The following is a 20,137-nucleotide window of genomic DNA, read 5'->3' on the forward strand; positions in this document are numbered from 1 at the left end:
GCAGAGAGTAGGAATACCGAAACAGAGCGTCCTGTCCTAGCCTGGCCAGATGAGTAACCGCCCAGTGCCGTCACGAGAAGTGGATCGGCGCGACGACAAGGCTCGGATCTGGGGCTCCGAAGCGATTCGGCTCGTCGAGGCCGATGCCAACCGCAGCGCCGACACGCACCTGCACGTGTTCCCGATGCCGCCCGCGGTCGGCGTGGACCTGTACCTGAAGGACGAGTCGGTGCACCCGACCGGCTCGCTCAAGCACCGGCTGGCCCGGTCCCTGTTCCTGTACGCGCTCTGCAACGGCTGGATCCACGAGGGCACCACCGTGATCGAGGCGTCCAGCGGCTCCACCGCGGTCAGCGAGGCGTACTTCGCCCGGCTGCTCGGGCTGCCGTTCATCGCCGTGATGCCGGCCTCGACCAGCCCGGAGAAGATCGAGCTGATCGAGTTCTACGGCGGCAGCTGCCACTTCGTCGAGCGGTCCGGCCAGATCTACGGCGAGGCCAAGCGGCTGGCCGAGGAGACCGGCGGCCACTACATGGACCAGTTCACGTACGCCGAGCGGGCCACCGACTGGCGCGGCAACAACAACATCGCCGAGTCGATCTTCAGCCAGCTGAGCCTGGAGCACCACCCGGTCCCGACCTGGATCGTGGTCGGTGCCGGCACCGGCGGGACGTCGGCCACCATCGGCCGGTACGTCCGCTACCAGCGCCACGACACCTCGGTGGCCGTGGTCGACCCGGAGAACTCGGCCTTCTTCCCCGCCTTCGAGTCCGGTGACGGCGACTTCGCCACCGGTCGCCCGTCGCGGATCGAGGGCATCGGCCGGCCCCGGGTCGAGCCGTCGTTCGTGCTCGGCGTGGTCGACCGGATGATCGCGGTCCCGGACGCCGCCTCGATCGCGGCGATGCGGTTCTGCTCCAAGGTGACCGGCAAGCTGGTCGGCGGCTCGACCGGGACCAACCTGTGGGGATCGCTGCGACTGGCGTCGGAGATGCGGCGTACGGGCGTGGAGGGCAGCATCGTCACGCTGCTGTGCGACAGCGGCGACCGGTACAGCGACACGTACTACGACGACGACTGGCTGAAGCGCAACGGGATCGATCTGGCGCCGTACACGGAGACGCTGGAGGGTTTCGTGCAGTCCGGGCGCTGGCGCGAGCCGGTCCGCTAGCTGCTCAGTTGCCGAGGAAGAGGCCGGCCGTCAGGCCGATCGCGTAGACCAGTTCGGTGAGCCCGGTGCCCTGCAGCACCGGGATGAGGGCCGGGCCGACGGCGTCGCTCACGACGATCTTGACCGACTTGGCGGCCAGCGGCAGCGCGAGGAGCGCGAGCAGCGCCCAGGGAGTCGCGAGGGCCGACAGGGCCGCCAGGATGAAGGCGAGCGCGATCAGCCCGGCGTACAGGCGGCGGGAGCGGGGAGCACCCAGTACTACGGCCAGCGTGCGCTTGCCGGTCACCGAGTCGGTGGGGATGTCGCGGAGGTTGTTGGCGACCAGCAGCGCGCAGGCAATGCTCCCGATCGACACAGCGCCGGCTACTGCCGTCCAGTGCAGCTTCTCGGCCTGGACATACGTAGCACCGAGTACTGCGACCAGGCCGAAGAACAGGAAGACGCTGATCTCGCCGAGCGCCCGGTAGCCGTAGGGCTTCTTGCCGCCGGTGTAGAACCAGGCGCCGAGGATGGAGGCGGCACCGGGGACCAGCAGCCACCAGGTGGTGGTCGCGGCCAGCACCAGACCGAGTGCTGCGCCCACCCCGAAGCAGGTGAACGCCACTGTCTTGACCTGCTGCGGGCTGGCCACCTTGGCGCCGACCAGGCGCAGCGGGCCGACCCGGTTCTCGTCGGTACCGCGGATGCCATCGCTGTAGTCGTTGGCGTAGTTGACGCCGATCTGGAGCAGCAGGGCCACACCCAGCGCGAGCAGGGCCTTCCACCAGACGAAGGCGTCGAGGAAGCCGGCTGCCCCCGTACCGACGAGCACTGGGGCGATCGCGGCGGGCAGGGTGCGAGGGCGAGCGCCTTCGATCCACTGGGCAGGGGTAGCCATGGCAAACGATTCTGTCAGCCGCTCGGCCGGGACTCGCAGGCGGCACAGGCTGCGGGGCCGGGCGGGTCGCGCCGTACGCTCGGAGGGATATGTCTACGTTGCGCCTGGTCCCTGGCACCCCGGATGCCGTGCTGTCGGCATTGACCGGCCTACTGGACGGCACCGGTACTGCGTTCGCCCCGCTGCCGAGTGATCCTGCCGCTGCCGCGCGAGTCCGGCAGGCGGTGGCGCCGGACGAGCCGCTGGAGTCGGACGACGTCGGGGTGGTGCTGGCGACCTCCGGGTCGTCGGGCGAGCCCAAGGGTGTGCTGCTCTCCACTGCCGCGCTGGTCGCCTCCGCTACGGCCACTCACGATCGGTTGGGCGGGCCGGGGCAGTGGCTGCTCCCGATGCAGCCGTACTTCGTGGGCGGGTTGCAGGTGCTCACGCGGTCGGTGCTGGCTGGGTATGCGCCGGTTGTCGCTGCTGATCACCCGTCGTTCGCCGCTGGGGCGAAGGCGCTGACCGGGGAGCGGCGGTACACGGCGATGGTGCCGACGCAGCTGGCCAGGTATCTGGAGACGGACCCCGAGGTGCTGCGCAGTTTCGACGCGATCGTCATCGGTGGGGCGGCGATGTCGGCCGAGCTGAAGGCGAAGGTCGCAGCGGTGGGGGTGACCGCGATCCCGTCGTACGGGATGACGGAGACCGGCAGCGGGTGTGTGTACGACGGGTGGCCGTTGGACGGCACGGCGTTGCGGATCGAGGAAGGCAGGATCTTCATCAAGGGGCCCACGCTGTTCTCTGGGTATCGGTTGCAGCCCGAGGTGACCGCGGAGGTGCTGCAGGACGGGTGGTTCCGGACCCAGGACCGGGGGGAGCTCGTCGACGGACGGCTGCGGGTGGTCGGGCGGGTCGACGATGTGGTGATCTCGGGTGGCGTCAACGTCACGCTGACTGCTGTGCAGGCGCGGTTGCTGGAGCACCCGGACGTGAAGGATGCCGTGGTGTTGGGGGTCCCTGATGCCGAGTGGGGTTCGCGGGTGGTCGCGTTTGTCGTGGGGGACCTAGCTCGGGACGAGGCAAGGGACTTCGTTGCCGAGACGCTGCCCCGGACCTGGGCGCCGCGGGAGGTCGTCGTGCTGAGCGAACTGCCGATGCTTGCTTCGGGCAAGGTTGATCGGCAGCGACTGGTGGAGGGGGCGCGGTGATCACCTATGCGATCGGGCTGAAGAACAAGTTTCGCGGGATCACGGTCCGCGAGGGGATGTTGTTCGAGGGACCGGCCGGCTGGGCTGAATGGAGTCCGTTCCTGGACTACGACGACGCGACCAGCGTGTCCTGGCTGCGAGCTGCCCGGGAGGCTGCTGAGGTCGGCTGGCCGGCGCCGGTGCGGTCACAGATCCCGGTGAACTGCACGGTGCCCGCGATCGGCCCGGAGAAGGCGGCGGCGATCGTGCGAGCCTCTGGCTGCGGCACGGCGAAGGTGAAAGTGGCTGAGCCGGGGCAGACGCTGCAGGACGACTTGGAGCGAGTAGAGGCTGTCCGGGATGCCATCGGCAACGGGCGAGTGCGCGTCGACGCCAACGGCGGCTGGTCCGTCGAGGAAGCCCTGCGGGCGTTGAAAGAACTCAACCGCTTCGACCTCGAGTACGTCGAGCAGCCCTGCGCCTCGGTGGAAGACCTGGCAGCCGTACGGCGACGTACCGACGTGCTGGTTGCGGCGGACGAGTCGATCCGCCGGGCCGAGGACCCGCTGCTGGTCAAGAAGCTCGAGGCCGCCGACATCGCAGTACTGAAGGTGCAGCCGATCGGTGGCGTCCGGGCCTGCCTGGAGATCGCCGAGCAGATCGGCCTGCCCGTAGTCGTCTCCTCGGCCCTGGAGACCTCCATCGGCATCGCTGCCGGGGTGGCGCTCGCCGCAGCGCTACCGGAGCTCCCGTACGCGTGCGGCCTGGCGACTGTCTCCATGTTCACGGCAGAGGTGGTCAATGAGCCTCTGCTGCCGGTCAACGGGTTCCTGCCGGTGAAGCGGCTCGTACCGGCTCCAGAGTTGCCAACTGCCGACCAAGCGACCACGGCGAAGTGGGAAGCTCGGTTCGCGAGGGTAGAAGCACTGAGAGGAAGCAAATGAACCCGTCCACGGCATTCGCGACAGTGGTGGTCGACGAGCTGATCAGGTCCGGCGTCCGTGAGGCCGTGCTGGCTCCCGGCTCCCGTAGTACTCCGCTGGCGCTGGCACTCGCTGCTGCCGACCGTGACGGGCGCCTGCGCCTCCACGTGCGCATCGACGAACGTACTGCGGGCTTCCTGGCCCTCGGCCTGATCCGCGGCACCGGCCTCCCGGTCCCGGTGGTGACAACCTCCGGTACTGCGGTCGCCAACCTCTACCCGGCAGTCCTCGAGGCCTCCCACAGTGGCTTGCCGCTGATCGTGCTGAGTGCGGATCGCCCGCCGGAGTTGCGGGGGACCGGTGCGAACCAGACCACCGACCAGCTCAAGGTGTTCGGCGATGCCGTCCGCCTGTTCCACGAGCTCGGTACGCCGAGCAAGCAGCTGGGGCAGGTCGCCTACTGGCGTTCGCAGATCTCCCGGGCAGTGTCGACGGCAGTGGGTGCTCGCACGGCTGACCCTGGTCCGGTGCAGCTCAACTGCCCGCTGGTGGAGCCGCTGGTGCCGACTGACGACGGTGACTGGCCGGAGCCGCTCGACGGCCGCCGTACTGGGCCGTGGACGAGTGTGCACGCCACTGCTGCGCAGCCGTCGGCCGTAGCGCCGGGGCCCAAGACCGTAGTGGTTGCCGGCGACGGCGCCTCGCAGTCCGCTCGCCTTGCCGCTGAAGCGGGTGGCTGGCCGCTGTTCGCCGAACCGTCCAGCCGGGCGCGGACCGGGCCGGCCGTCATCTCGGCGTACCGGTTGTTGCTGGCGGCAACTTCAATGGGCGACGAGATCGAGCGGGTGCTGGTGTTCGGGCATCCGACGCTGTCGCGGCCGATCGCCAAGCTGCTGGCCCGCCCGGAGGTCGAGGTGATCGTCGTCGCGCCGACCGGGCTGTGGGCGGATGCGGGCCGCCGGGCGACCTCGGTGGTGACCGGGCTCGAGGTGATCGGCACGGATGACACCGACTGGTTGAGTCGCTGGCAGCACGCGGACCAGCTGGCGCGTCCGGCGATCGACAAAGTGCTAGCTGGTGGGCTGTCCGGTCCGGTGGTTGCCGCAGTACTGGGGGAGGCGGTGGGTGCCGACGGCATGCTCGTCGTTGCCTCGTCCAACCCGGTGCGCGACCTCGACCTGGCTCCTGTCGTGCCGATCCGCACAGTGGCCAACCGCGGCCTAGCCGGGATCGACGGGACGGTCTCGACTGCAGTGGGAGCTGCACTGGCCAACGCAGGCGCGACGTACGCGCTGGTTGGTGATCTGGCCTTCCTGCACGACGCCACTGGTCTGGTCATCGGTCCGGCCGAGGCGCGGCCGGACCTGCGCATCGTGGTGCTCAACGACAACGGCGGTGGCATCTTCGCCACGCTCGAGCAGGGTGGTGGCGAGCACGCCGACTACTTCGAGCGAGTCTTCGGTACGCCGCACAACGTCGACCTCGCGGCACTCTGCGCGGCCACCAGTACGCCGTACCGGCTGGTGACTAGTGTGGACGAGTTGCGAGAGGTGCTGGCACGCACGGTGGCCGGCATCGACGTGGTGGAGGTCAAGGTCGACCGCTCGACCCATCGCGACCTGCAGGCCGAGCTGCACAAGGCAGTCAGCCAACTGTAGCCGCGACCTTCACCGGCGCTGGTGGTTGGAGAGTGCGGAGGCGGCCGAGCAGGCAGCCGACCACCACAAGCACCAGCGCCGTCGTGACGAGGATCGGGATCACTGCGCCGCGCAGCGACGAGTTGAGCGGCGAGGCGATGGTCAGCACGATGCTGACGCCGATCAGGGCAGTGGTGAGCTTGCGGCCGGGGCGTGCCACTGCCAGGAACGGCAGGCACCAGATGAAGTACCAGTCGTGAGCTGTAGGCCCCAGCTGGACCAGTGCCAGCAAGGCGATTCCCACTGCCCGAGCAGCGTTGTGGATGGTCGACCGCAACCCCAGTACTGCGATCAGGCCGATCGCCAGCAGCATGGCCAGCAGCCGCACGACCTGCAGCGCCTGCTGAGCAGCAGTGTCCTCACCAAGCCACCCCAGTACGCCGGAAGCCGCCACCGCGACCATGTTGGAGATCGACAGCGGCGACTTGATCAGCCCGGGTACGTCGAGTGCGTTCAGCCAACCGGATCCGACGCCGGCCAGCTCGCCGATGGTCACCAGGGTCAGCACTGAGATGACCCCCGCGATGGTCAGCGACGCCATCCGCAGCCGGGCTCGGCCGGGCAAGGGGCTCATCACTGCAGCGATGGCGATGACTACTAGACCACCAGGCAGCTTCACGGCAGCCGCAGCGCCGGCCAGTACAGCAGCAGTGCCCCAGTGGCCTGTCAGAGCCAGCGCGAAGGCGGCGCAGGCCAGGCCCAGCATGAGGATGTCGTTGTGCGCGGCACCGAGGCCGTGGGTGATCAGCATCGGGTTGGCGACGACCAGCCAGGTCGCGACCGTCGGATCGACCCGGCAGGCGGTGGCGAGCCGCGGGATGGCCCAGGCGATCAGCAGGATGCCGGCTACTGCCAGCAGGCGGTGCGCCAGCATCAGTACGTACGGGTCCATGGTCAGGCGGGCTGCGAGCCCGCCGTACGCGAGGGGGATCGGGCCGTACGGCGCTGGGGTCTGCATCCACATCGGGTCGACGGCCTCGGCGATGGGGCCGGTCAGTACGCCGGGCCCGACGCTGTAGGGGTCGTAGCCCTCGGCGACCAGCGCGCCCTGGGCGGCGTAGCTCCAGACGTCCCGGCTGAACAGCGGTGGGGTGAGGAGCAGCGGAAAGCTGGTCCAGACGATGTACGGCGTCAGGCGGTATTGGCGGCCGGCTAGCACCTGGCGGCCGACCGACAGCCACGCCCAGACCAGCAGACCGAGGCCGGCGACCATGAAGGTCAGCCCGGTCATCCGCCCGGGCAAGGTCGCCCGCAGGTCACTGGCGATCGGCAGCGCCGCGACCCACGAGGACTCCGGCACTACTGAAGTCACCAGCGATGCGACGGCGACGATGCAGGACCCGGTCACCCCACGAACCAACGCCGACGGCACTCGCATGCCGCCGACGCTAGTTCGCTAACGCATCGCCGGAGTGAACGTCAGGCAGATTCCTTCCGGAACGTGCGAGCGCCGACCGTGAGGCCGACGACGGTCAGCAGGACGACCCAGAACAGCCCCCACAGGGACGAGCTGCTGGTGATGTCACCCCGGAACAGCGCCCGGACGCCGTTGACGACGTGCTTCAGCGGGCTGATGTCGGACAGCCGTTGCAGCCAGGTCGGGCCGATCTGCATCGGCAGCAGGATGCCGGACAGCAGCAGGAGCGGCATCGCGATGCCGTTCAGCAGCGGGGCCAGGGCGTCCTCGCTCTTGGTGATCAGCGCCACGGAGTACGACAGGGAGGCGAAGGTCGCGCCGAGCAGGGCCACGATCACCAGCGACAGCAGGACGCCGCCCCACGGCGCGCGCAGGCCGAGCGGCAACGCGGCGAGCAGCAGCAGGACCGACTGCACGACGAGGACCACGACGTCACGCAGTACGCGGCCTGCCATCAGGGCGATCCGCGAGGCCGGGGTGACCCGGTCGGCCTCGATCACGCCGGCCCGGTACTCCGCGATCAGGCCGAAGCCGACGAACATCGCGCCGAACATGCCGAGCTGGACGATCAGGCCCGGGATGAACACCTGGTAGGCGTTCGTGGTCGCGCCCTGGCTGATCTGCGCGGTGATCGGCTTCAGCAGCGGGCCGAACAGGAACAGGTACATCAGCGGCTGGCTGAGCATCAGGATGGACCACATCGGGTTGCGCAGCGACAGCCGCATCGAGCGGTTGAAGATGATCCAGGTGTCTCTCAGGACGGTCATGCGACGGCCTCCTGCTGCTCCGCCGGGGCGGCCTCGTCGCGCAGCGAGCGCCCGGTCATGGTCAGGAAGACGTCGTCCAGGGTCGGCCGGTGCACCTCGACCCCGTCCAACTCGATGCCCTGGGCATCGATCGAGCGGAGCAGCGAGGGCAGCACCGAACCGCCCTTCGGGACCCGGAACGCGACCACGTCACCCTCGGTCTCGACGGCGACCGCACCCGGCAACTCCCGCACGATCTTGGTGACGGACGGCGCCTGGGTGGCGTCGGCCAGGCTCAGCCGGACGCCGTCGCCGGAGACCTGCTGCTTCAGCTCGTCGGGCTTACCTGCCCCGACGATCTTGCCGTGGTCGATGACCAGGATCCGGTCGCAGAGCGCATCCGCCTCGTCCAGGTAGTGGGTGGTGAGGAAGATCGTCGCGCCCCGGTCGCGCAGACCGCGGATGTGCTCCCACAGGTTCGCCCGCGCCTGCGGGTCGAGGCCGGTGGTCGGCTCGTCCAGAAAGATCAGCTTGGGATCGTGGATCAGCCCCATCACGATGTCGAGCCGGCGCCGCTGGCCGCCCGACAGGGTCTTGCACTGCCGCCGCCACAGGCCGGGCAGGTCCAGTTGGTCGAACAGCGCCTGGCCGTCGGCCGTCGCCTTCTTCTTGCTCACGCCGTACAGCCGGGCGTGGTCGACGACCTCGTCACCGGCGATCGCCTCGGGCAGTGTCGAACCGCTCTGCGGCACGTACCCGATCCGCCGGCGGACGCCGACCGGATCCTTGGCCAGGTCGCAGCCGGCCACGGTCGCGGTGCCGCTGGTCGGGGTGATCAGGGTGGCGAGCATCCGCATGGTGGTGGTCTTACCGGCCCCGTTCGGGCCGAGGAAGCCGACGATCTCTCCGTCGGCGACATCCAGGTCTACCCCCTGCACGGCCTGCACCGGCCCGCGCTTGGTCTTGAAGGTGCGGACGAGTCCGCGAGCTTCGATCATCATCGGGACAGTGTCGGCTAATCAACATTGAATAGTCAATGTTGATTAGTCGGGCGGATCGGGAATGACTCCCCAGTGCGTCTCGGTCCCGGGCGCAGGCTGCCAGTCCGGCTTCTCACCCGCGAACGAGTAGGCGCCGTCCTTGACCCGCTGCTGGAAGGTTCTGGTCCACTCCAGCTCGCCGCGGTCGCGGGCGCTGGTGATCCGGAGCATCTCCACCACGTGGTCCGGGGTGGCCGGGTCCTCCTGGACCTGCCGCTCCTTGAACGGCTGCACCTTGTCGAGCTGCTCCAGCTGGATGATCCGGGACTCCAGGGCAGCCAGCACCTCGTCACGGCGCAGCGACCAGAGGAAGCTGAGCGCTGCCTGCATCCGGTCGGGCTGGAAGCCGTCGACGCTCCAGAGCGCAGTACGGAGCAGGGTGAAGTACTCCGTCTCGCCGTCCGCGGTCAGCTTGTACGACGTCCGCCCGGGCTTGTCGCCGGCGCCTTCCGCCAGCTCTAGCAGGTAGCCGTGCTTGGCCAGCGTGCGCAGTCCGGTGTAGATCGAGCCCGGGTTGATGTTCGCCCAGTGCTCCACCTTCCAGGTCATCAGCTCACGCCGCAGCTGGTAGCCGTAGGCAGGCTGGAAGATCCGGACGACCCCGAGCAGGAGCAACCGCGTGGTGGACATGGTCGCAGTGTAAATTCACCTGCCACGATCACCCTGCCGGCCGTAGGGTGACTGGGCATGAGCGTGCGAGTGACCAGTGAGCCGGCCGAGTTCCAGGCGACCACCTTCGGGTTCCTGCAGGCGGACCCGGTGCTGCACACGGTCCTGCTGGGCAACGTCGCCGAGCGCGCCGCTGGTACGCGCCCGGTCGAGGCTGAGGCGTCGTACTTCGTCTCCGTGCACGACGCCGGCGGTGAGGTGATCGGCGCCGCGATGAGAACCCCGGGCCGGCCGGTGTTCCTGGGCGCGCTTCGTGCTGACCTCGCAGCGGAGGTGGCAGACGCGTTCACCGGTCTGACACCTGACGCGAGTGGGGTGTCGGGAGACAGAGCTGCAGTCCATGCGTTTGCGGAGCGGTGGGGTGGGGTCACCGCCGCCGAGTCCAAGGGGAGCCGCCTGCACAAACTCGAGAAGCTTGTTCCGTTGCCGGCCACCGGCAAGGCGCGGCCGATGGGTTCCGGCGATGTCCAGCTGGCCGCCGAGTGGGTCTCCGACGGGTTCCGGGAGGAGTTCAAGTCGCCCGATGTCGCCTGGGCGGAGCATCACCTCGAGCGCGGCACGTTGCTGATCTGGGAGGACGACGGCGAACCGGTGAGCATGGCCGGCTTCCACCTCCCGCTCTTCGGGGTCTGCCGGGTCGGGCCGGTCTACACGCCGCCGAAGTACCGCCGCCACGGCTACGCCGGCGCGCTCACCGGCGCCGTCTCCGCAAAGATCCTTGCCGACGGCAACCAAGCCTGTCTCTACACCGATCTCGCGAACCCGACCTCGAACAAGATCTACGCACAGCTCGGCTATCGCCCGGTAGCGGACTTCGTCGACCTGACCTTCCGCCGATGAAGCTCCGGTCGACGCACGACCCCCTCGAGTTCAAGGCCGCGGTTTCGCCTTTCCTGGAAGCCGATCCGGTCCTCCACTCGGTGCTCCTCACCAACGTCGAGGACCGCATCAACGCGATCACCACCGACCCGGAGCCGCCGGTCTTCCTGTCCCTCCACACCGACGGCGGCCAAGTGGCCGGAGCGATCCTCTGCACGGCGCAACGCGGGATCTACCTGGGCGGCCTGCCGGAAGAGTTCGTCCCCGCGATCGTCGACGCCTGTGTGGAGTTGGCTCCGAACCCACGGATCGTCGACGGTACGGCGTACGCGGCCCTGCTACTCGCCGACGAGATCGGCGTCCGCCTCGGCGGCGAGTTCCGATCGACCCGCCGACTCCGGCTGCACCGCCTGGAACGCTTCGTCGACCAGAAAGCCCCGGGCGCTCCGCGCCAAGCCGTCCCCGCCGACCTCGACGTGGCAGCCCAGATGCTGGCGGAGTTCGCCCAAGAAGCCGACCACAGCAGCCCACCGGACGACCAGGACTGGGCCCGAGCCAGAATCGACCGAGGCCGAATCTGGCTCTGGGAGAACGAGTCCCAGATCGTCAGCCTGGTCGCCCACCAGGCCACCGTCTTCGGCGCCACCCGAGTCGGCCCCGTCTACACCCCACCCGAACACCGCGGCCACGGCTACGCCAGCGCCCTCACCGCCGACGTCACCCGCCGCCTCCTCGCCACCGGCTCAACCCCCTGCCTCTTCACCGACCTCGCCAACCCCACCTCCAACAAGATCTACGCCGCCATCGGCTACCACCCGGTCGTAGACCTGCACCGCTTCGAGCGGTGAGGGTCCGGGCAACAGGCGATCCGGTCGAGTTCAAGAAGACCGCGTTCGCTTTCCTGCAAGGCGATCCGGTGCTGCACTCCGTCCTGCTCAGCAACACCGAGGACCGGATCAGCGGCATCCTGCACGACCCGGCGCCACCGCTGTTCCTGTCGATCCACGACGAGGCCGACCAGGTCGTCGGAGCAGTCCTCTGCAGCGCGCATCGTGGCATCCAGCTCGGCGGCTTGCCGGACGAGTTGGTGCCGGCCGTCGTCGACGCCTGCGTCAGCTCACCGAACCCCGGCGAGATCTTCGGTACTGCGTCCGCCGCGCGGCTACTGGCCGAGCTGCTTGCCGCGCGCAACGGCGGCGTCTACCGGCGTACCGAAGGGATGCGGATGCACAAGCTCGGGAAGTTCACCGAGCAGTACGCCGCCGGCTTCGCACGCCGCGCAGTAGCCGCCGACGCGAACCTGCTGGTCACCATGATGGACGGCTACGGCGCCGAGCTCGGCAGGATCCTTCCGCCCGATCAGCAGGACAAGTGGGTGCGCGCCAGGATCGAGCGGAACCGCATGTGGGTCTGGGAGCACGAGGGCCGGGTGGTCAGCCTGGTCGGGCATCAGCAGACGATCTTCGGTGCGACTCGGGTGGGACCGGTCTACACCCCGCCCAGCGACCGCGGGCACGGGTACGCCAGCGCGCTCACTGCTCACGTCAGCCGGCAGCTCCGCGAGGCAGGCTCGGAGGTCTGCCTGTCGACCGACCTGGCCAACCCGACCTCCAACAAGATCTACGCCGCCATCGGCTACCGCCCACTGATGGACTTCGTGCTCTACGCACTAGATCCAGCCGTGGGTTCGGGCGACCTGGACTGATTCGTAGCGGTTGTTGGTGTTGAGTTTGGTGGCTGCTGAGGAGAGGTAGTTGCGGACCGTGCCGGGGGAGAGGGAGGCGCGGCGGGCGATCTGGTCGATGGGGGCGCCGTCGGCGGCGTGTTCGAGGACTTCGGCTTCGCGGGGGGTGAGGGGGTTGTCGCCGGCGCTGATGGCTTCGGCGGCCAGTTCGGGGTCGACGTAGCGGCCGCCGGTGTGGATGGTGCGGATGACGTCGGCCAGTACCTGGGCCGAGACGGTTTTGGGGAGGAAGCCGCGGACGCCGGCGGCCAGGGCTTGTTTCAGGTGGCCGGGGCGGCCGTGGCCGGTGACGATCAGGCAGCTGCAGGTGGGGAGTTCGGCGCGCAGGGTCTCGACGACGCCGATGCCGCCGGTTGCCGAGGAGCCGGTGACGCCGGGCATCTGCAGGTCCAGTACTGCGACGTCGGGGCGGTGCCGCCGGGCCATTGCGAGCGCCTCGTCCGCGGAGGCGGCCTGGCCGACCACCTCCAGGTCGTCCTCCAGGGACAGCAGCGCGGCGAGGGCGGTCCGGATCAGGTTCTCGTCGTCGGCCAGCAGGAGTCGGATCATTGCGGCACCGGGAGTTGGACGACCAGGATGAAGCCGCCGGGCGGGGCAGCGACGGTGAGCGTTCCGCCGAGAGTGCCGAGGCGTTCGCGCAGGCCGGCGATTCCGGTGCCGCCCTCGGAGGTCTGGTCCGAGGGCGCCGAGACGCCGTCGTTCTCCATCCGCAGGAAGATGACGTCACCCATGCTGAGGTCGAGCTCGATCTTGCAGACGGTCGCGTTGCTGTGCTGGATGACGTTCGTGGTGCCCTCCCGGACCACCCAGCCGAGCGCGGCCTGGGTCGCGGGTGGCAGGGTCGCGCCGTCGCCGATGACGCGACAGTTGACGCCTGCGGACCGGAGTACGGATTGGGCGCCGGCCAGCTCGGTGGCGAGGTCGGTGGCGCGATAGCCGCTGACGACGGCCCGCATCTCGCGGAGCGAGTCGTGGGCGATCTGCCGTACGTCGAGCATCTGGTCGGCGGCCGACGCGTCCCCTCGGGTCGCGAGCGCGGCCGCCAGCTCACTCCGTACTGCGACCAGCGAGAGGTTGTGCCCGAGCGTGTCGTGCAGATCCCGCGCGAACCGCAGCCGCTCCTCGGCGATCGCGAGCTGAGCGCTGACCGCGCGGGACCGGTCGATCTCCCAGCCGAGGCTGAGCGTCCACACCGAGACGCGGCAGGTGAAGACGATGAAGGCCGACCAGGAGACGAAGGCGATCGCCGGACCCGGCTCGAGCGACCACAGGCCGGTGACCGCCGCTCCGACCAGGATCACGCCCAGCAGCGGCACCCACCCCAACATCGGCGTCAGGGCGAAGATCAAGGCGCCGATCAGCGTCACGCTCACAGGGATGTGGAGCTCTGCCTCGCCGCCATCCCAGCCGAACTTGGGGAAGGCCACATCCGCGGCGAGTAGGCCGGCAAGAGTCAGCGCTGTGGCAACTGCAATCAGCCGGGCGGGGACCGGGGCGCCGGTCAGATACCTGCTGATGGCCGCTCGGAGCAGGAGCAGGTTGGCCGCGGTGTGCGCGGCGACGACGACCAGGAACAGAACGGCGCCCAGGAGGTGCAGCCCCGGCTGCCCGACGGTGATCAGGGTAAGGAGCAGCAACTCCCCACCGGACAGGCAGTACAGCGGCCAGCGCAGGGTGATGTCGAAGCGCTCGGCTCTGCTGCGCTCGAGCCACCACCGCGGGACGGGAACCATGGTGCTCAGCCTGTCACGTCGCTCAACGCCGGGGCTCCCAGCGGAACCAGCGGCGCGTTGCCAGCCCGCCGACGACCACCCAGGCCAGCAGGACGAGCACCGGCTGTACTGCGGGCGCGAACGACCCCGCCAAGCTCACTGTGCTCCCGTCCGGCGCAATGCCCGCCAGGCCGAGCCGCAGCAACTCCACGATCGGCGTGAGCGGTAGTAGCCGCGCCAACTGGTCCAGCCCCTCCGGTAGCTCGGAGAGCGGGAAGTAGAGGCCACTGAAGTTCAGCGGAATGACGAGGAAGGGCAGCGTCGTCATCTGCGCCATCTCCACGCTGCGGGTCAGCGCGGTGGTAGCAGCCGCAAGCAGGACGAACACAGCCGCACCGAGCACCAGCGCGAGCAGCACCAGCACGGCGTTCACCGGGAGCGGCAACCCGAACAGCAACGCGCTGGTGATTGCGGCGAGCACCGCCTGCCCCCAGGCGATGGCCACTGCGGGGATCGCCGTACCACTCAGGATCTGCAGGTCAGTGGCCTCGCCGGTGCGCAGTCGTTTGAGGACGAGCTCCTCGCGGCGGGCGACCAGAGCGGTGACCAGGTTGTAGTAGACGAAGAGGTTCAGGGACACCGCGGCGATGGTGGTGACGATCGCCGTACCGGAATCCGGTGCCACGACGGCCATCAGCTCCGCCGACGACTGCAGCCCCAGGACGACGAAGATCGGCAGGCCGATCGCGATCAGTACGGCGAGTGGGTTCCGTCGGAGCAGCAGCGCCTCCGACCAGGCGAGTGAGGTCATGCGACGGCTCCTTCGGTCGGTTCGGAGATCGGGTCCGACCCGGCGATCGCGAGGAAGGCTTCCTCCAGCGACGCCGGGCGGGCAGTGAGGTCTGCCAGGTGGATCCCGGCAGTTGCCGCCCAGGCGAGCAGCGTGGTGAGGGTGAGCTGGAGATCCTCGGTGTCGAGCAGGACCTTGCCGCTGTCGGTGACAGTGGCAACAGCTTGGGGGAGGTCCGGGAGAGTGGCACCGGGCATCAGGTGGAAGGAGATCCGGGCCGGCTGGATACCGGCGATCTCGGCCGGCGTACCGAGGCCGACGATCCGGCCGTGGTGCATGATCGCCAACCGGTCGGCGAGCTCGGCAGCTTCGGCCAGGTAGTGCGTGGTCAGCAGGACCGTGGTGCCCGACTCCAGCAGCTGCGAGATCAGCCGCCAGGTGTTCTGCCGGTTCTCCGGGTCGAGGCCGGCGGTCGGCTCGTCCAGGAACAACAGGTCCGGCTGGCCCGCTATCGCGAGGCCGAGACTCAGCCGCTGCCGCTCCCCGCCGGACAACTGGCGGACCCGGGTGGCGGCCCGGCCGCGCAGGTCGACCAGCTCGAGGATCTCGCCGACCGGGCGCGGCGTGCTGAGCGTGCCGGTCCACATCTTGGTGGTCTCGGCCACGGTCAGATCGGCGGCGAAACCCCTGTCCTGCAACATGATTCCGATCCGCGGCCGGACCGTCCGCCGATCGCGGTACGGGTCCTGGCCGAACACCCGGACCGTCCCGGAGGTCGGCTGGGCGAGACCTTCGAGGACCTCCAGCGTGGAGGTCTTGCCTGCGCCGTTGGTGCCGAGCAGGGCGAAGAGCTCACCCCGCCGGACCGAGAAGTCGATGCCGCGAACGGCGTCGTACCCGGGCCTGCCGCCGTACCGGCGGGTGAGCCGCTCGACCTGGATTACCGCTGATTCGTCCATACCGATCAGCTTGCGGGCCGAGCGGCCCGGTACCGCGTGCAGCTGTCACCAGTAGTGGTGACAAATGTCAGTTGACCTCGACCGTGGTGCCCGCGTCGAGCTGCTGGTACGGCCGGCCGCCCTGCCCGTCCAGGAAGCGCTTCATCATGCCTTGGCCGATCGGGCTGAGCAGCGCGTCGTGGATCCCGATGGTCTGCTGCGCGTCGACGGCGCGGGCGAACTCGACGGCCGGCGGCAACGCGAACCATGGGCCCGAGATCGGCACCAGGTTGGTGTGCACCTTGCGGTCCGGCAGCGTGAACGAGTCGCCCGGGTGGTAGACCGCGTCCTCGATCAGGTAGGCGACGTTCTGGCACGGAACACCCAGCTCCGGCAGGATGATCGCGTGGTCCTTGCCATAGGCACGGACCGCGAAACCGGCCGCCTCGAAGGCGTCGCCGTCGGCCACCACCTGCACCCGCTCACCCAGCTCGGTGAGCTGCCCGGCGACACCGGCGTTGGTCCAGATCGGGGCGTCGAGCCCCTTCACCCGGTCGACGTCGAGGTGGTCAGGGTGCTCGTGGGTGACCAGGATCGCGTCCACCCCCTCGAACGCGGCGTCCTCGGTGAAGCTGCCCGGATCGACCAGCAGCACCTTGCCGTCCTTCTCCAACTTCACACAGGCATGCGTGTACTTCGTGAGCTTCACGGTCAGTCTCCCAGCGCATCTCGCATCGGAACCAATTTGGCGTTCGTCTCGGCCAGTTCGGCCTCCGGGTCGGAGCCGGCCACGATCCCGGCGCCGGCGAACAGCCGCATCCGGGTCGGGTCGTCGGGGTCGGCCTGGCCGCAGCGCAGGGCGATGCACCACTCGCCGTCGCCGGCCGCGTCCATCCAGCCGACCGGTCCGCTGAACCGGCCGCGGGACATCCCCTCGATCTCGCCGATCACCTCGCGGGCGACGGCGGTCGGCGTACCGCAGACGGCGGCCGACGGGTGCAGCGCGGCGGCCAGCCCGAGGGCGGAGGCGCCGTTGGCCGCGACGCCGGCCACGTCGGAGGCGAGATGCATCACGTTCGGCAGGTGCAGCACGAACGGGGTCTCGGGCACGTTCATCGACTTGCAGTGCGGTTCGAGCGCGTCCGCCACCGAGCGGACCGCGAACTCGTGCTCCTCCAGGTCCTTGCTCGACCGCGCCAGCGAGGCGGCCAGCGCCAGGTCGTGCCCGTCGTCACCGGTCCGCCGGATCGTGCCGGCCAGCACCCGCGAGGTGATCAGGCCCTTCTCCCGCCGGACCAGCAGCTCGGGGGTGGCCCCGATCAGGCCGTCGACCGAGAACGTCCAGCAGTTCGGGTACGCCGACGCCAGCCGGCGCAGCGGCCAGCGCAGGTCGATCGGGTTCGGCGAGATCGCGATCAGGTCGCGGGCCAGCACCACCTTGTCCAGCTCGCCGCTGACGATCCGCTTCACCGCGTCGGCGACGATGCCGGACCAGTCGGTGCCGGACCGGGCCCCGTCGGCGAAGGCGACCGCCCCGACCGGCTCCGGCTCGTACGTCGCCAGCTCCGGCGGCGCGGTCAGCGCGCCCGCGCCGGAGATCGTGGTCACCCAGGTGATCCCGCCGCGTCGCCCGACGATCACCTCGGGCACCACCAGCTGGCTGGGGTCGTCCTCGGTGAACCCGAACGATCCGAAGCAGACCAGTCCCGATCCCGGTACGCCGACCTCGTCCCGCACCACCGCGCCCGCGGTGAGCCGCTGCCACCACTCCTGCGCCTCGGTGAACCGGTTGCTCCCGGCAACATCCAGCCGCGCGGCGACGCCCCAGCCGACGTGCCCGTCGCCGCGGCGTACCCAGGCCAGCCCACCGGTGGCCGGCAGGTGGTCCATCAGCGCGGCGGCGACACCGTCGACGCGCTGGCTGCGAACCACCAGCCGTGGCGCCGGCTCCTGGGCCGGGTCAGACAAGCTCACGGCAACACTCCTCGCTCGCTTCCCGGCCCCGGGTCCCGATGGCCGGCCGGCTCAATGGAGATTCGCTCACGAGATGCAAGCGTAGGCCGCCACGGTAACCAGCAAATTTCGGTGCCTACCGCCGTCGTGATCAACTAGACAAGTGACCAGGGCGGATCTGAGCAAACAACCCGAGCAAGTCGCCGCGATGTTCGACAACGTGGCCGAGGGCTACGACCGGACCAACGCGGTCGCCACGATGGGGCTGGAGAAGGCCTACTGGCGACCCCAGACGCTGGCCGAGATCGGGCCGCGGAAGGGGATGAAGATCCTCGACCTGGCGGCCGGTACCGGCGCGTCCAGCGTGAAGCTGCGCGAGGCCGGCGCCGAGGTGGTGTCCTGCGACTTCTCGGTCGGGATGCTCCGGGTCGGCAAGCGCCGGTACCCCGAGCTGGACCTGATCGCCGGGGACGCGCTGCGGCTGCCGTTCGCCGACGAGAGCTTCGACGTGGTCACCATCTCCTGGGCGCTGCGGAACGTGAACGACGTCACGGTCGCGCTGGCCGAGATGCTCCGGGTGACCAAGCCGGGCGGCCGGCTGGTGGTGCTGGAGAACTCGCACCCGACCTGGAAGCCGTTCCGGGTGGCCTACCTGGAGTACATGATGCGGGCGGTCCCGGTGGTCGCGAAGGCCGTCTCGACGAACCCCGACGCCTACGTCTACCTGGCCGAGTCGGTCCGCGCCTGGCCCGGTCAGGCCCCGCTGGCCGACACGATCGCCGCCTCGGGCTGGATCCACGTGCAGTGGCGCAACCTGACCGGCGGCCTGGTCGCGATCCACCGCGGGGTCAAACCGCTCTGACCCGGCGACCAGACCTGTGACCCGAGTGGTACGCCGCGTGGGTGGCATCTAATTACGCAAGGCCGATGAGGCGTAAATCGGTTGTGGGTAAGGGGGTGTGGGCCGGTTTCGTGTCCAAGTCAGGCAGTCCTAGACTGTCGGATGACCAGCCCTCGTGAATCCCTTCACGAGTGACGCAGCCAACTTCCAGGCCGGGATGAGATGAGCCAGAGCGTGCCGACAGGGCAGCAGGCCGAGACCGCTGATGTGATCGTCGTCGGCGCCGGGCCCGCAGGCTCGGCCGCGGCGTACCACTTGGCGAACGCCGGCCTCGATGTACTACTCCTCGAGAAGACCGCGTTCCCGCGCGAGAAGGTGTGCGGCGACGGGCTGACGCCGCGCGGGACCAAGCAGCTGATCAACATGGGCATCGACATCTCGCCCGAGGCCGGCTGGATCAAGAACTACGGTCTGCGGATCCGCGGCGCCGGCCACGAGCTGCAGCTCGACTGGCCGGACCTGGCCAGCCACCCGAACTACGGGCTGACCCGCAACCGGATGGACTTCGACGACATGCTGGCCCGGCAGGCGGTCAAGGCCGGTGCCCAGCTGCGCGAGCGGACCAACGTCACCGCGCCGATCCTGGACGACAAGGGCTTCATCGTCGGCGTCACCGCGAAGCCGGTCGACGACAACGGCCGCCGGTCCGGCGAGGACCTCGAGTTCCGCGCGCCGCTGGTGATGGCCGCCGACGGCAACTCGTCGCGGCTGAGCGTCTCGATGGGGCTGCACAAGCGCGACGACCGGCCGATGGGCGTGGCGGTCCGCACCTACTTCACCAGCCCGCGGCACGACGACGACTACCTCGAGTCCTGGCTGGAGCTGTGGACCGACGACCCGAAGAACCCGGGTCAGCGCAGCCTGCTGCCGGGGTACGGCTGGATCTTCGGGATGGGCGACGGCACCGTCAACGTCGGGCTCGGCATCCTGAACACCTCCGAGGCCTTCGGCAAGGTCGACTACGCCGACCTGCTGAAGCAGTGGCTGAAGGAGACGCCGCAGGAGTGGCAGTTCCGCGACGAGTTCCAGACCATCCCGATCCGCGGGGCGGCGCTGCCGATGGGCTTCAACCGGCAGCCGCACTACACCCGTGGCCTGATGCTGCTCGGCGACGCGGGCGGGATGGTGAACCCGTTCAACGGCGAGGGCATCCCGTACGCGATGGAGTCCGGCGCCTTCGCCGCCGAGGTCGCCTCCCAGGCGCTGCGCCGGCAGCCGAACCAGCGTGAGCGCGCGCTGTCGGCGTACCCGAAGGCGTTGAAGCAGGAGTACGGCGGGTACTACACGCTCGGCCGGGTGTTCGTGAAGCTGATCGGAAACCCGGAGGTGATGCGGCTGTGCACGAAGTACGGTCTGCCGCGCACCACCTTGATGAAGTTCACCCTGAAACTGCTCGCCAACCTCACCGATCCGCGGGACGGGGACGCGATGGACAAGATCATCAACGGCCTCACCAAGGTCGTCCCGGCGGCCTGATCGGCGGGGCGGGTGACGTGAGACACAGCGGTACTGGTAACAAAGGCAAGCAACCGACCACGTAGTACCCGACGCAAAGTTTGGAGGGAGCAGCC

General features: G+C 69.3%; 20 protein-coding genes. 9 read left to right on the forward strand and 11 right to left on the reverse strand.

Going from position 1 to position 20,137, the window contains the following annotated elements:
* Positions 1–49: 49 nt before the first annotated feature.
* Entirely contained in the window at positions 50–1,171 is a 1,122-nt protein-coding gene (locus tag AB0P21_RS16150) for a PLP-dependent cysteine synthase family protein (RefSeq protein ID WP_363697309.1), read from the forward strand.
* 4 nt (positions 1,172–1,175) lie between these two features.
* On the opposite strand, the gene AB0P21_RS16155 is transcribed toward AB0P21_RS16150, so the two are convergent.
* Entirely contained in the window at positions 1,176–2,048 is an 873-nt protein-coding gene (locus AB0P21_RS16155; RefSeq protein WP_363697311.1) for a 1,4-dihydroxy-2-naphthoate polyprenyltransferase, read from the reverse strand.
* 89 nt (positions 2,049–2,137) lie between these two features.
* Here AB0P21_RS16155 and menE point away from each other — a divergent pair, with 89 nt between their 5' ends.
* Genes menE through menD form a run of 3 tightly spaced genes read left to right on the forward strand, consistent with a single transcriptional unit; the run spans position 2,138 to position 5,798 of the window.
* The gene (menE, locus tag AB0P21_RS16160) at positions 2,138–3,238 is read left to right on the forward strand and encodes an o-succinylbenzoate--CoA ligase (RefSeq protein WP_363697313.1); all 1,101 of its coding nucleotides are present in this window, start codon (positions 2,138–2,140) and stop codon (positions 3,236–3,238) included.
* Positions 3,235–4,161 carry an o-succinylbenzoate synthase gene (locus AB0P21_RS16165; protein WP_363697314.1) on the forward strand — a complete coding sequence of 309 codons (927 nt, stop codon included), beginning with the start codon at positions 3,235–3,237 and terminating at the stop codon, positions 4,159–4,161. Before menE ends, AB0P21_RS16165 begins: the two co-directional genes overlap by 4 nt.
* A complete protein-coding gene (gene menD / locus AB0P21_RS16170; protein WP_363697316.1) occupies positions 4,158–5,798 on the forward strand; it encodes a 2-succinyl-5-enolpyruvyl-6-hydroxy-3-cyclohexene-1-carboxylic-acid synthase in 1,641 nt (546 codons plus the stop codon). The genes AB0P21_RS16165 and menD overlap by 4 nt, the downstream gene beginning before the upstream one ends.
* Here the strand turns inward: menD and mptB are convergent.
* Genes mptB through AB0P21_RS16190 form a run of 4 tightly spaced genes read right to left on the reverse strand, consistent with a single transcriptional unit; the run spans position 5,785 to position 9,670 of the window.
* Positions 5,785–7,215, reverse strand: a complete 1,431-nt coding sequence (gene mptB / locus AB0P21_RS16175; RefSeq protein WP_363697318.1) for a polyprenol phosphomannose-dependent alpha 1,6 mannosyltransferase MptB — start codon at positions 7,213–7,215, stop codon at positions 5,785–5,787. The two genes, menD and mptB, sit on opposite strands and share 14 nt — an antisense overlap.
* Positions 7,216–7,256: 41 nt before the next feature.
* Positions 7,257–8,021, reverse strand: a complete 765-nt coding sequence (locus AB0P21_RS16180) for an ABC transporter permease (RefSeq protein WP_363697320.1) — start codon at positions 8,019–8,021, stop codon at positions 7,257–7,259.
* Entirely contained in the window at positions 8,018–9,001 is a 984-nt protein-coding gene (locus tag AB0P21_RS16185; RefSeq protein WP_363697322.1) for an ATP-binding cassette domain-containing protein, read from the reverse strand. The genes AB0P21_RS16180 and AB0P21_RS16185 overlap by 4 nt, the downstream gene beginning before the upstream one ends.
* A gap of 42 nt (positions 9,002–9,043) precedes the next feature.
* On the reverse strand, positions 9,044–9,670 hold the full coding sequence (locus AB0P21_RS16190; RefSeq protein ID WP_363697324.1) for a PadR family transcriptional regulator: 627 nt from the start codon (positions 9,668–9,670) through the stop codon (positions 9,044–9,046).
* A gap of 57 nt (positions 9,671–9,727) precedes the next feature.
* Here AB0P21_RS16190 and AB0P21_RS16195 point away from each other — a divergent pair, with 57 nt between their 5' ends.
* The 3 genes from AB0P21_RS16195 to AB0P21_RS16205 are packed head-to-tail and all read left to right on the forward strand — an operon-like array spanning position 9,728 to position 12,233.
* Entirely contained in the window at positions 9,728–10,549 is an 822-nt protein-coding gene (locus tag AB0P21_RS16195) for a GNAT family N-acetyltransferase (RefSeq protein WP_363697326.1), read from the forward strand.
* Positions 10,546–11,376, forward strand: a complete 831-nt coding sequence (locus tag AB0P21_RS16200) for a GNAT family N-acetyltransferase (RefSeq protein ID WP_363697328.1) — start codon at positions 10,546–10,548, stop codon at positions 11,374–11,376. Before AB0P21_RS16195 ends, AB0P21_RS16200 begins: the two co-directional genes overlap by 4 nt.
* Positions 11,373–12,233, forward strand: a complete 861-nt coding sequence (locus AB0P21_RS16205; RefSeq protein WP_363697330.1) for a GNAT family N-acetyltransferase — start codon at positions 11,373–11,375, stop codon at positions 12,231–12,233. The genes AB0P21_RS16200 and AB0P21_RS16205 overlap by 4 nt, the downstream gene beginning before the upstream one ends.
* Here the strand turns inward: AB0P21_RS16205 and AB0P21_RS16210 are convergent.
* The 6 genes from AB0P21_RS16210 to AB0P21_RS16235 form a co-directional block, all read right to left on the reverse strand.
* Positions 12,198–12,821, reverse strand: a complete 624-nt coding sequence (locus tag AB0P21_RS16210) for a response regulator transcription factor (protein ID WP_363697332.1) — start codon at positions 12,819–12,821, stop codon at positions 12,198–12,200. The two genes, AB0P21_RS16205 and AB0P21_RS16210, sit on opposite strands and share 36 nt — an antisense overlap.
* A complete protein-coding gene (locus AB0P21_RS16215) occupies positions 12,818–14,005 on the reverse strand; it encodes a histidine kinase (RefSeq protein WP_363697334.1) in 1,188 nt (395 codons plus the stop codon). Before AB0P21_RS16215 ends, AB0P21_RS16210 begins: the two co-directional genes overlap by 4 nt.
* 22 nt (positions 14,006–14,027) lie before the next feature.
* Positions 14,028–14,795 carry an ABC transporter permease gene (locus tag AB0P21_RS16220; protein ID WP_363697336.1) on the reverse strand — a complete coding sequence of 256 codons (768 nt, stop codon included), beginning with the start codon at positions 14,793–14,795 and terminating at the stop codon, positions 14,028–14,030.
* Entirely contained in the window at positions 14,792–15,733 is a 942-nt protein-coding gene (locus AB0P21_RS16225; protein WP_363697338.1) for an ABC transporter ATP-binding protein, read from the reverse strand. The genes AB0P21_RS16220 and AB0P21_RS16225 overlap by 4 nt, the downstream gene beginning before the upstream one ends.
* A gap of 67 nt (positions 15,734–15,800) precedes the next feature.
* A complete protein-coding gene (locus tag AB0P21_RS16230) occupies positions 15,801–16,421 on the reverse strand; it encodes an MBL fold metallo-hydrolase (RefSeq protein ID WP_363697340.1) in 621 nt (206 codons plus the stop codon).
* Positions 16,422–16,423: 2 nt separating this feature from the next.
* The gene (locus AB0P21_RS16235; protein WP_363697342.1) at positions 16,424–17,686 is read right to left on the reverse strand and encodes an isochorismate synthase; all 1,263 of its coding nucleotides are present in this window, start codon (positions 17,684–17,686) and stop codon (positions 16,424–16,426) included.
* 142 nt (positions 17,687–17,828) lie between these two features.
* Here AB0P21_RS16235 and AB0P21_RS16240 point away from each other — a divergent pair, with 142 nt between their 5' ends.
* Positions 17,829–18,527: a demethylmenaquinone methyltransferase gene (locus AB0P21_RS16240; RefSeq protein ID WP_363697344.1), complete on the forward strand. Its 699-nt coding sequence runs from the start codon at positions 17,829–17,831 to the stop codon at positions 18,525–18,527.
* 201 nt (positions 18,528–18,728) lie between these two features.
* Positions 18,729–20,042 (forward strand): geranylgeranyl reductase family protein, encoded by a 1,314-nt coding sequence (locus tag AB0P21_RS16245; RefSeq protein ID WP_363697346.1) that lies wholly within the window; start codon positions 18,729–18,731, stop codon positions 20,040–20,042.
* The last annotated feature ends 95 nt before the right edge of the window (positions 20,043–20,137 follow it).

Origin of the sequence: Kribbella sp. NPDC056861 (assembly GCF_040687575.1) — a bacterium.
Taxonomy (GTDB): Bacteria; Actinomycetota; Actinomycetes; order Propionibacteriales; family Kribbellaceae; genus Kribbella.

Bases quoted from the DNA above. Each gene is read 5' to 3' on its own strand.
- AB0P21_RS16215 (WP_363697334.1), bottom strand. From the start codon at position 14,005: ATGGTTCCCGTCCCGCGGTGGTGGCTCGAGCGCAGCAGAGCCGAGCGC.
- menE (WP_363697313.1), top strand. From the start codon at position 2,138: ATGTCTACGTTGCGCCTGGTCCCTGGCACCCCGGATGCCGTGCTGTCG.
- AB0P21_RS16225 (WP_363697338.1), bottom strand. From the start codon at position 15,733: ATGGACGAATCAGCGGTAATCCAGGTCGAGCGGCTCACCCGCCGGTAC.
- AB0P21_RS16180 (WP_363697320.1), bottom strand. From the start codon at position 8,021: ATGACCGTCCTGAGAGACACCTGGATCATCTTCAACCGCTCGATGCGG.
- AB0P21_RS16200 (WP_363697328.1), top strand. From the start codon at position 10,546: ATGAAGCTCCGGTCGACGCACGACCCCCTCGAGTTCAAGGCCGCGGTT.
- AB0P21_RS16245 (WP_363697346.1), top strand. From the start codon at position 18,729: ATGAGCCAGAGCGTGCCGACAGGGCAGCAGGCCGAGACCGCTGATGTG.
- AB0P21_RS16155 (WP_363697311.1), bottom strand. From the start codon at position 2,048: ATGGCTACCCCTGCCCAGTGGATCGAAGGCGCTCGCCCTCGCACCCTG.
- AB0P21_RS16195 (WP_363697326.1), top strand. From the start codon at position 9,728: ATGAGCGTGCGAGTGACCAGTGAGCCGGCCGAGTTCCAGGCGACCACC.
- AB0P21_RS16190 (WP_363697324.1), bottom strand. From the start codon at position 9,670: ATGTCCACCACGCGGTTGCTCCTGCTCGGGGTCGTCCGGATCTTCCAG.
- AB0P21_RS16185 (WP_363697322.1), bottom strand. From the start codon at position 9,001: ATGATGATCGAAGCTCGCGGACTCGTCCGCACCTTCAAGACCAAGCGC.
- AB0P21_RS16210 (WP_363697332.1), bottom strand. From the start codon at position 12,821: ATGATCCGACTCCTGCTGGCCGACGACGAGAACCTGATCCGGACCGCC.
- AB0P21_RS16220 (WP_363697336.1), bottom strand. From the start codon at position 14,795: ATGACCTCACTCGCCTGGTCGGAGGCGCTGCTGCTCCGACGGAACCCA.
- mptB (WP_363697318.1), bottom strand. From the start codon at position 7,215: ATGCGAGTGCCGTCGGCGTTGGTTCGTGGGGTGACCGGGTCCTGCATC.
- AB0P21_RS16150 (WP_363697309.1), top strand. From the start codon at position 50: ATGAGTAACCGCCCAGTGCCGTCACGAGAAGTGGATCGGCGCGACGAC.
- menD (WP_363697316.1), top strand. From the start codon at position 4,158: ATGAACCCGTCCACGGCATTCGCGACAGTGGTGGTCGACGAGCTGATC.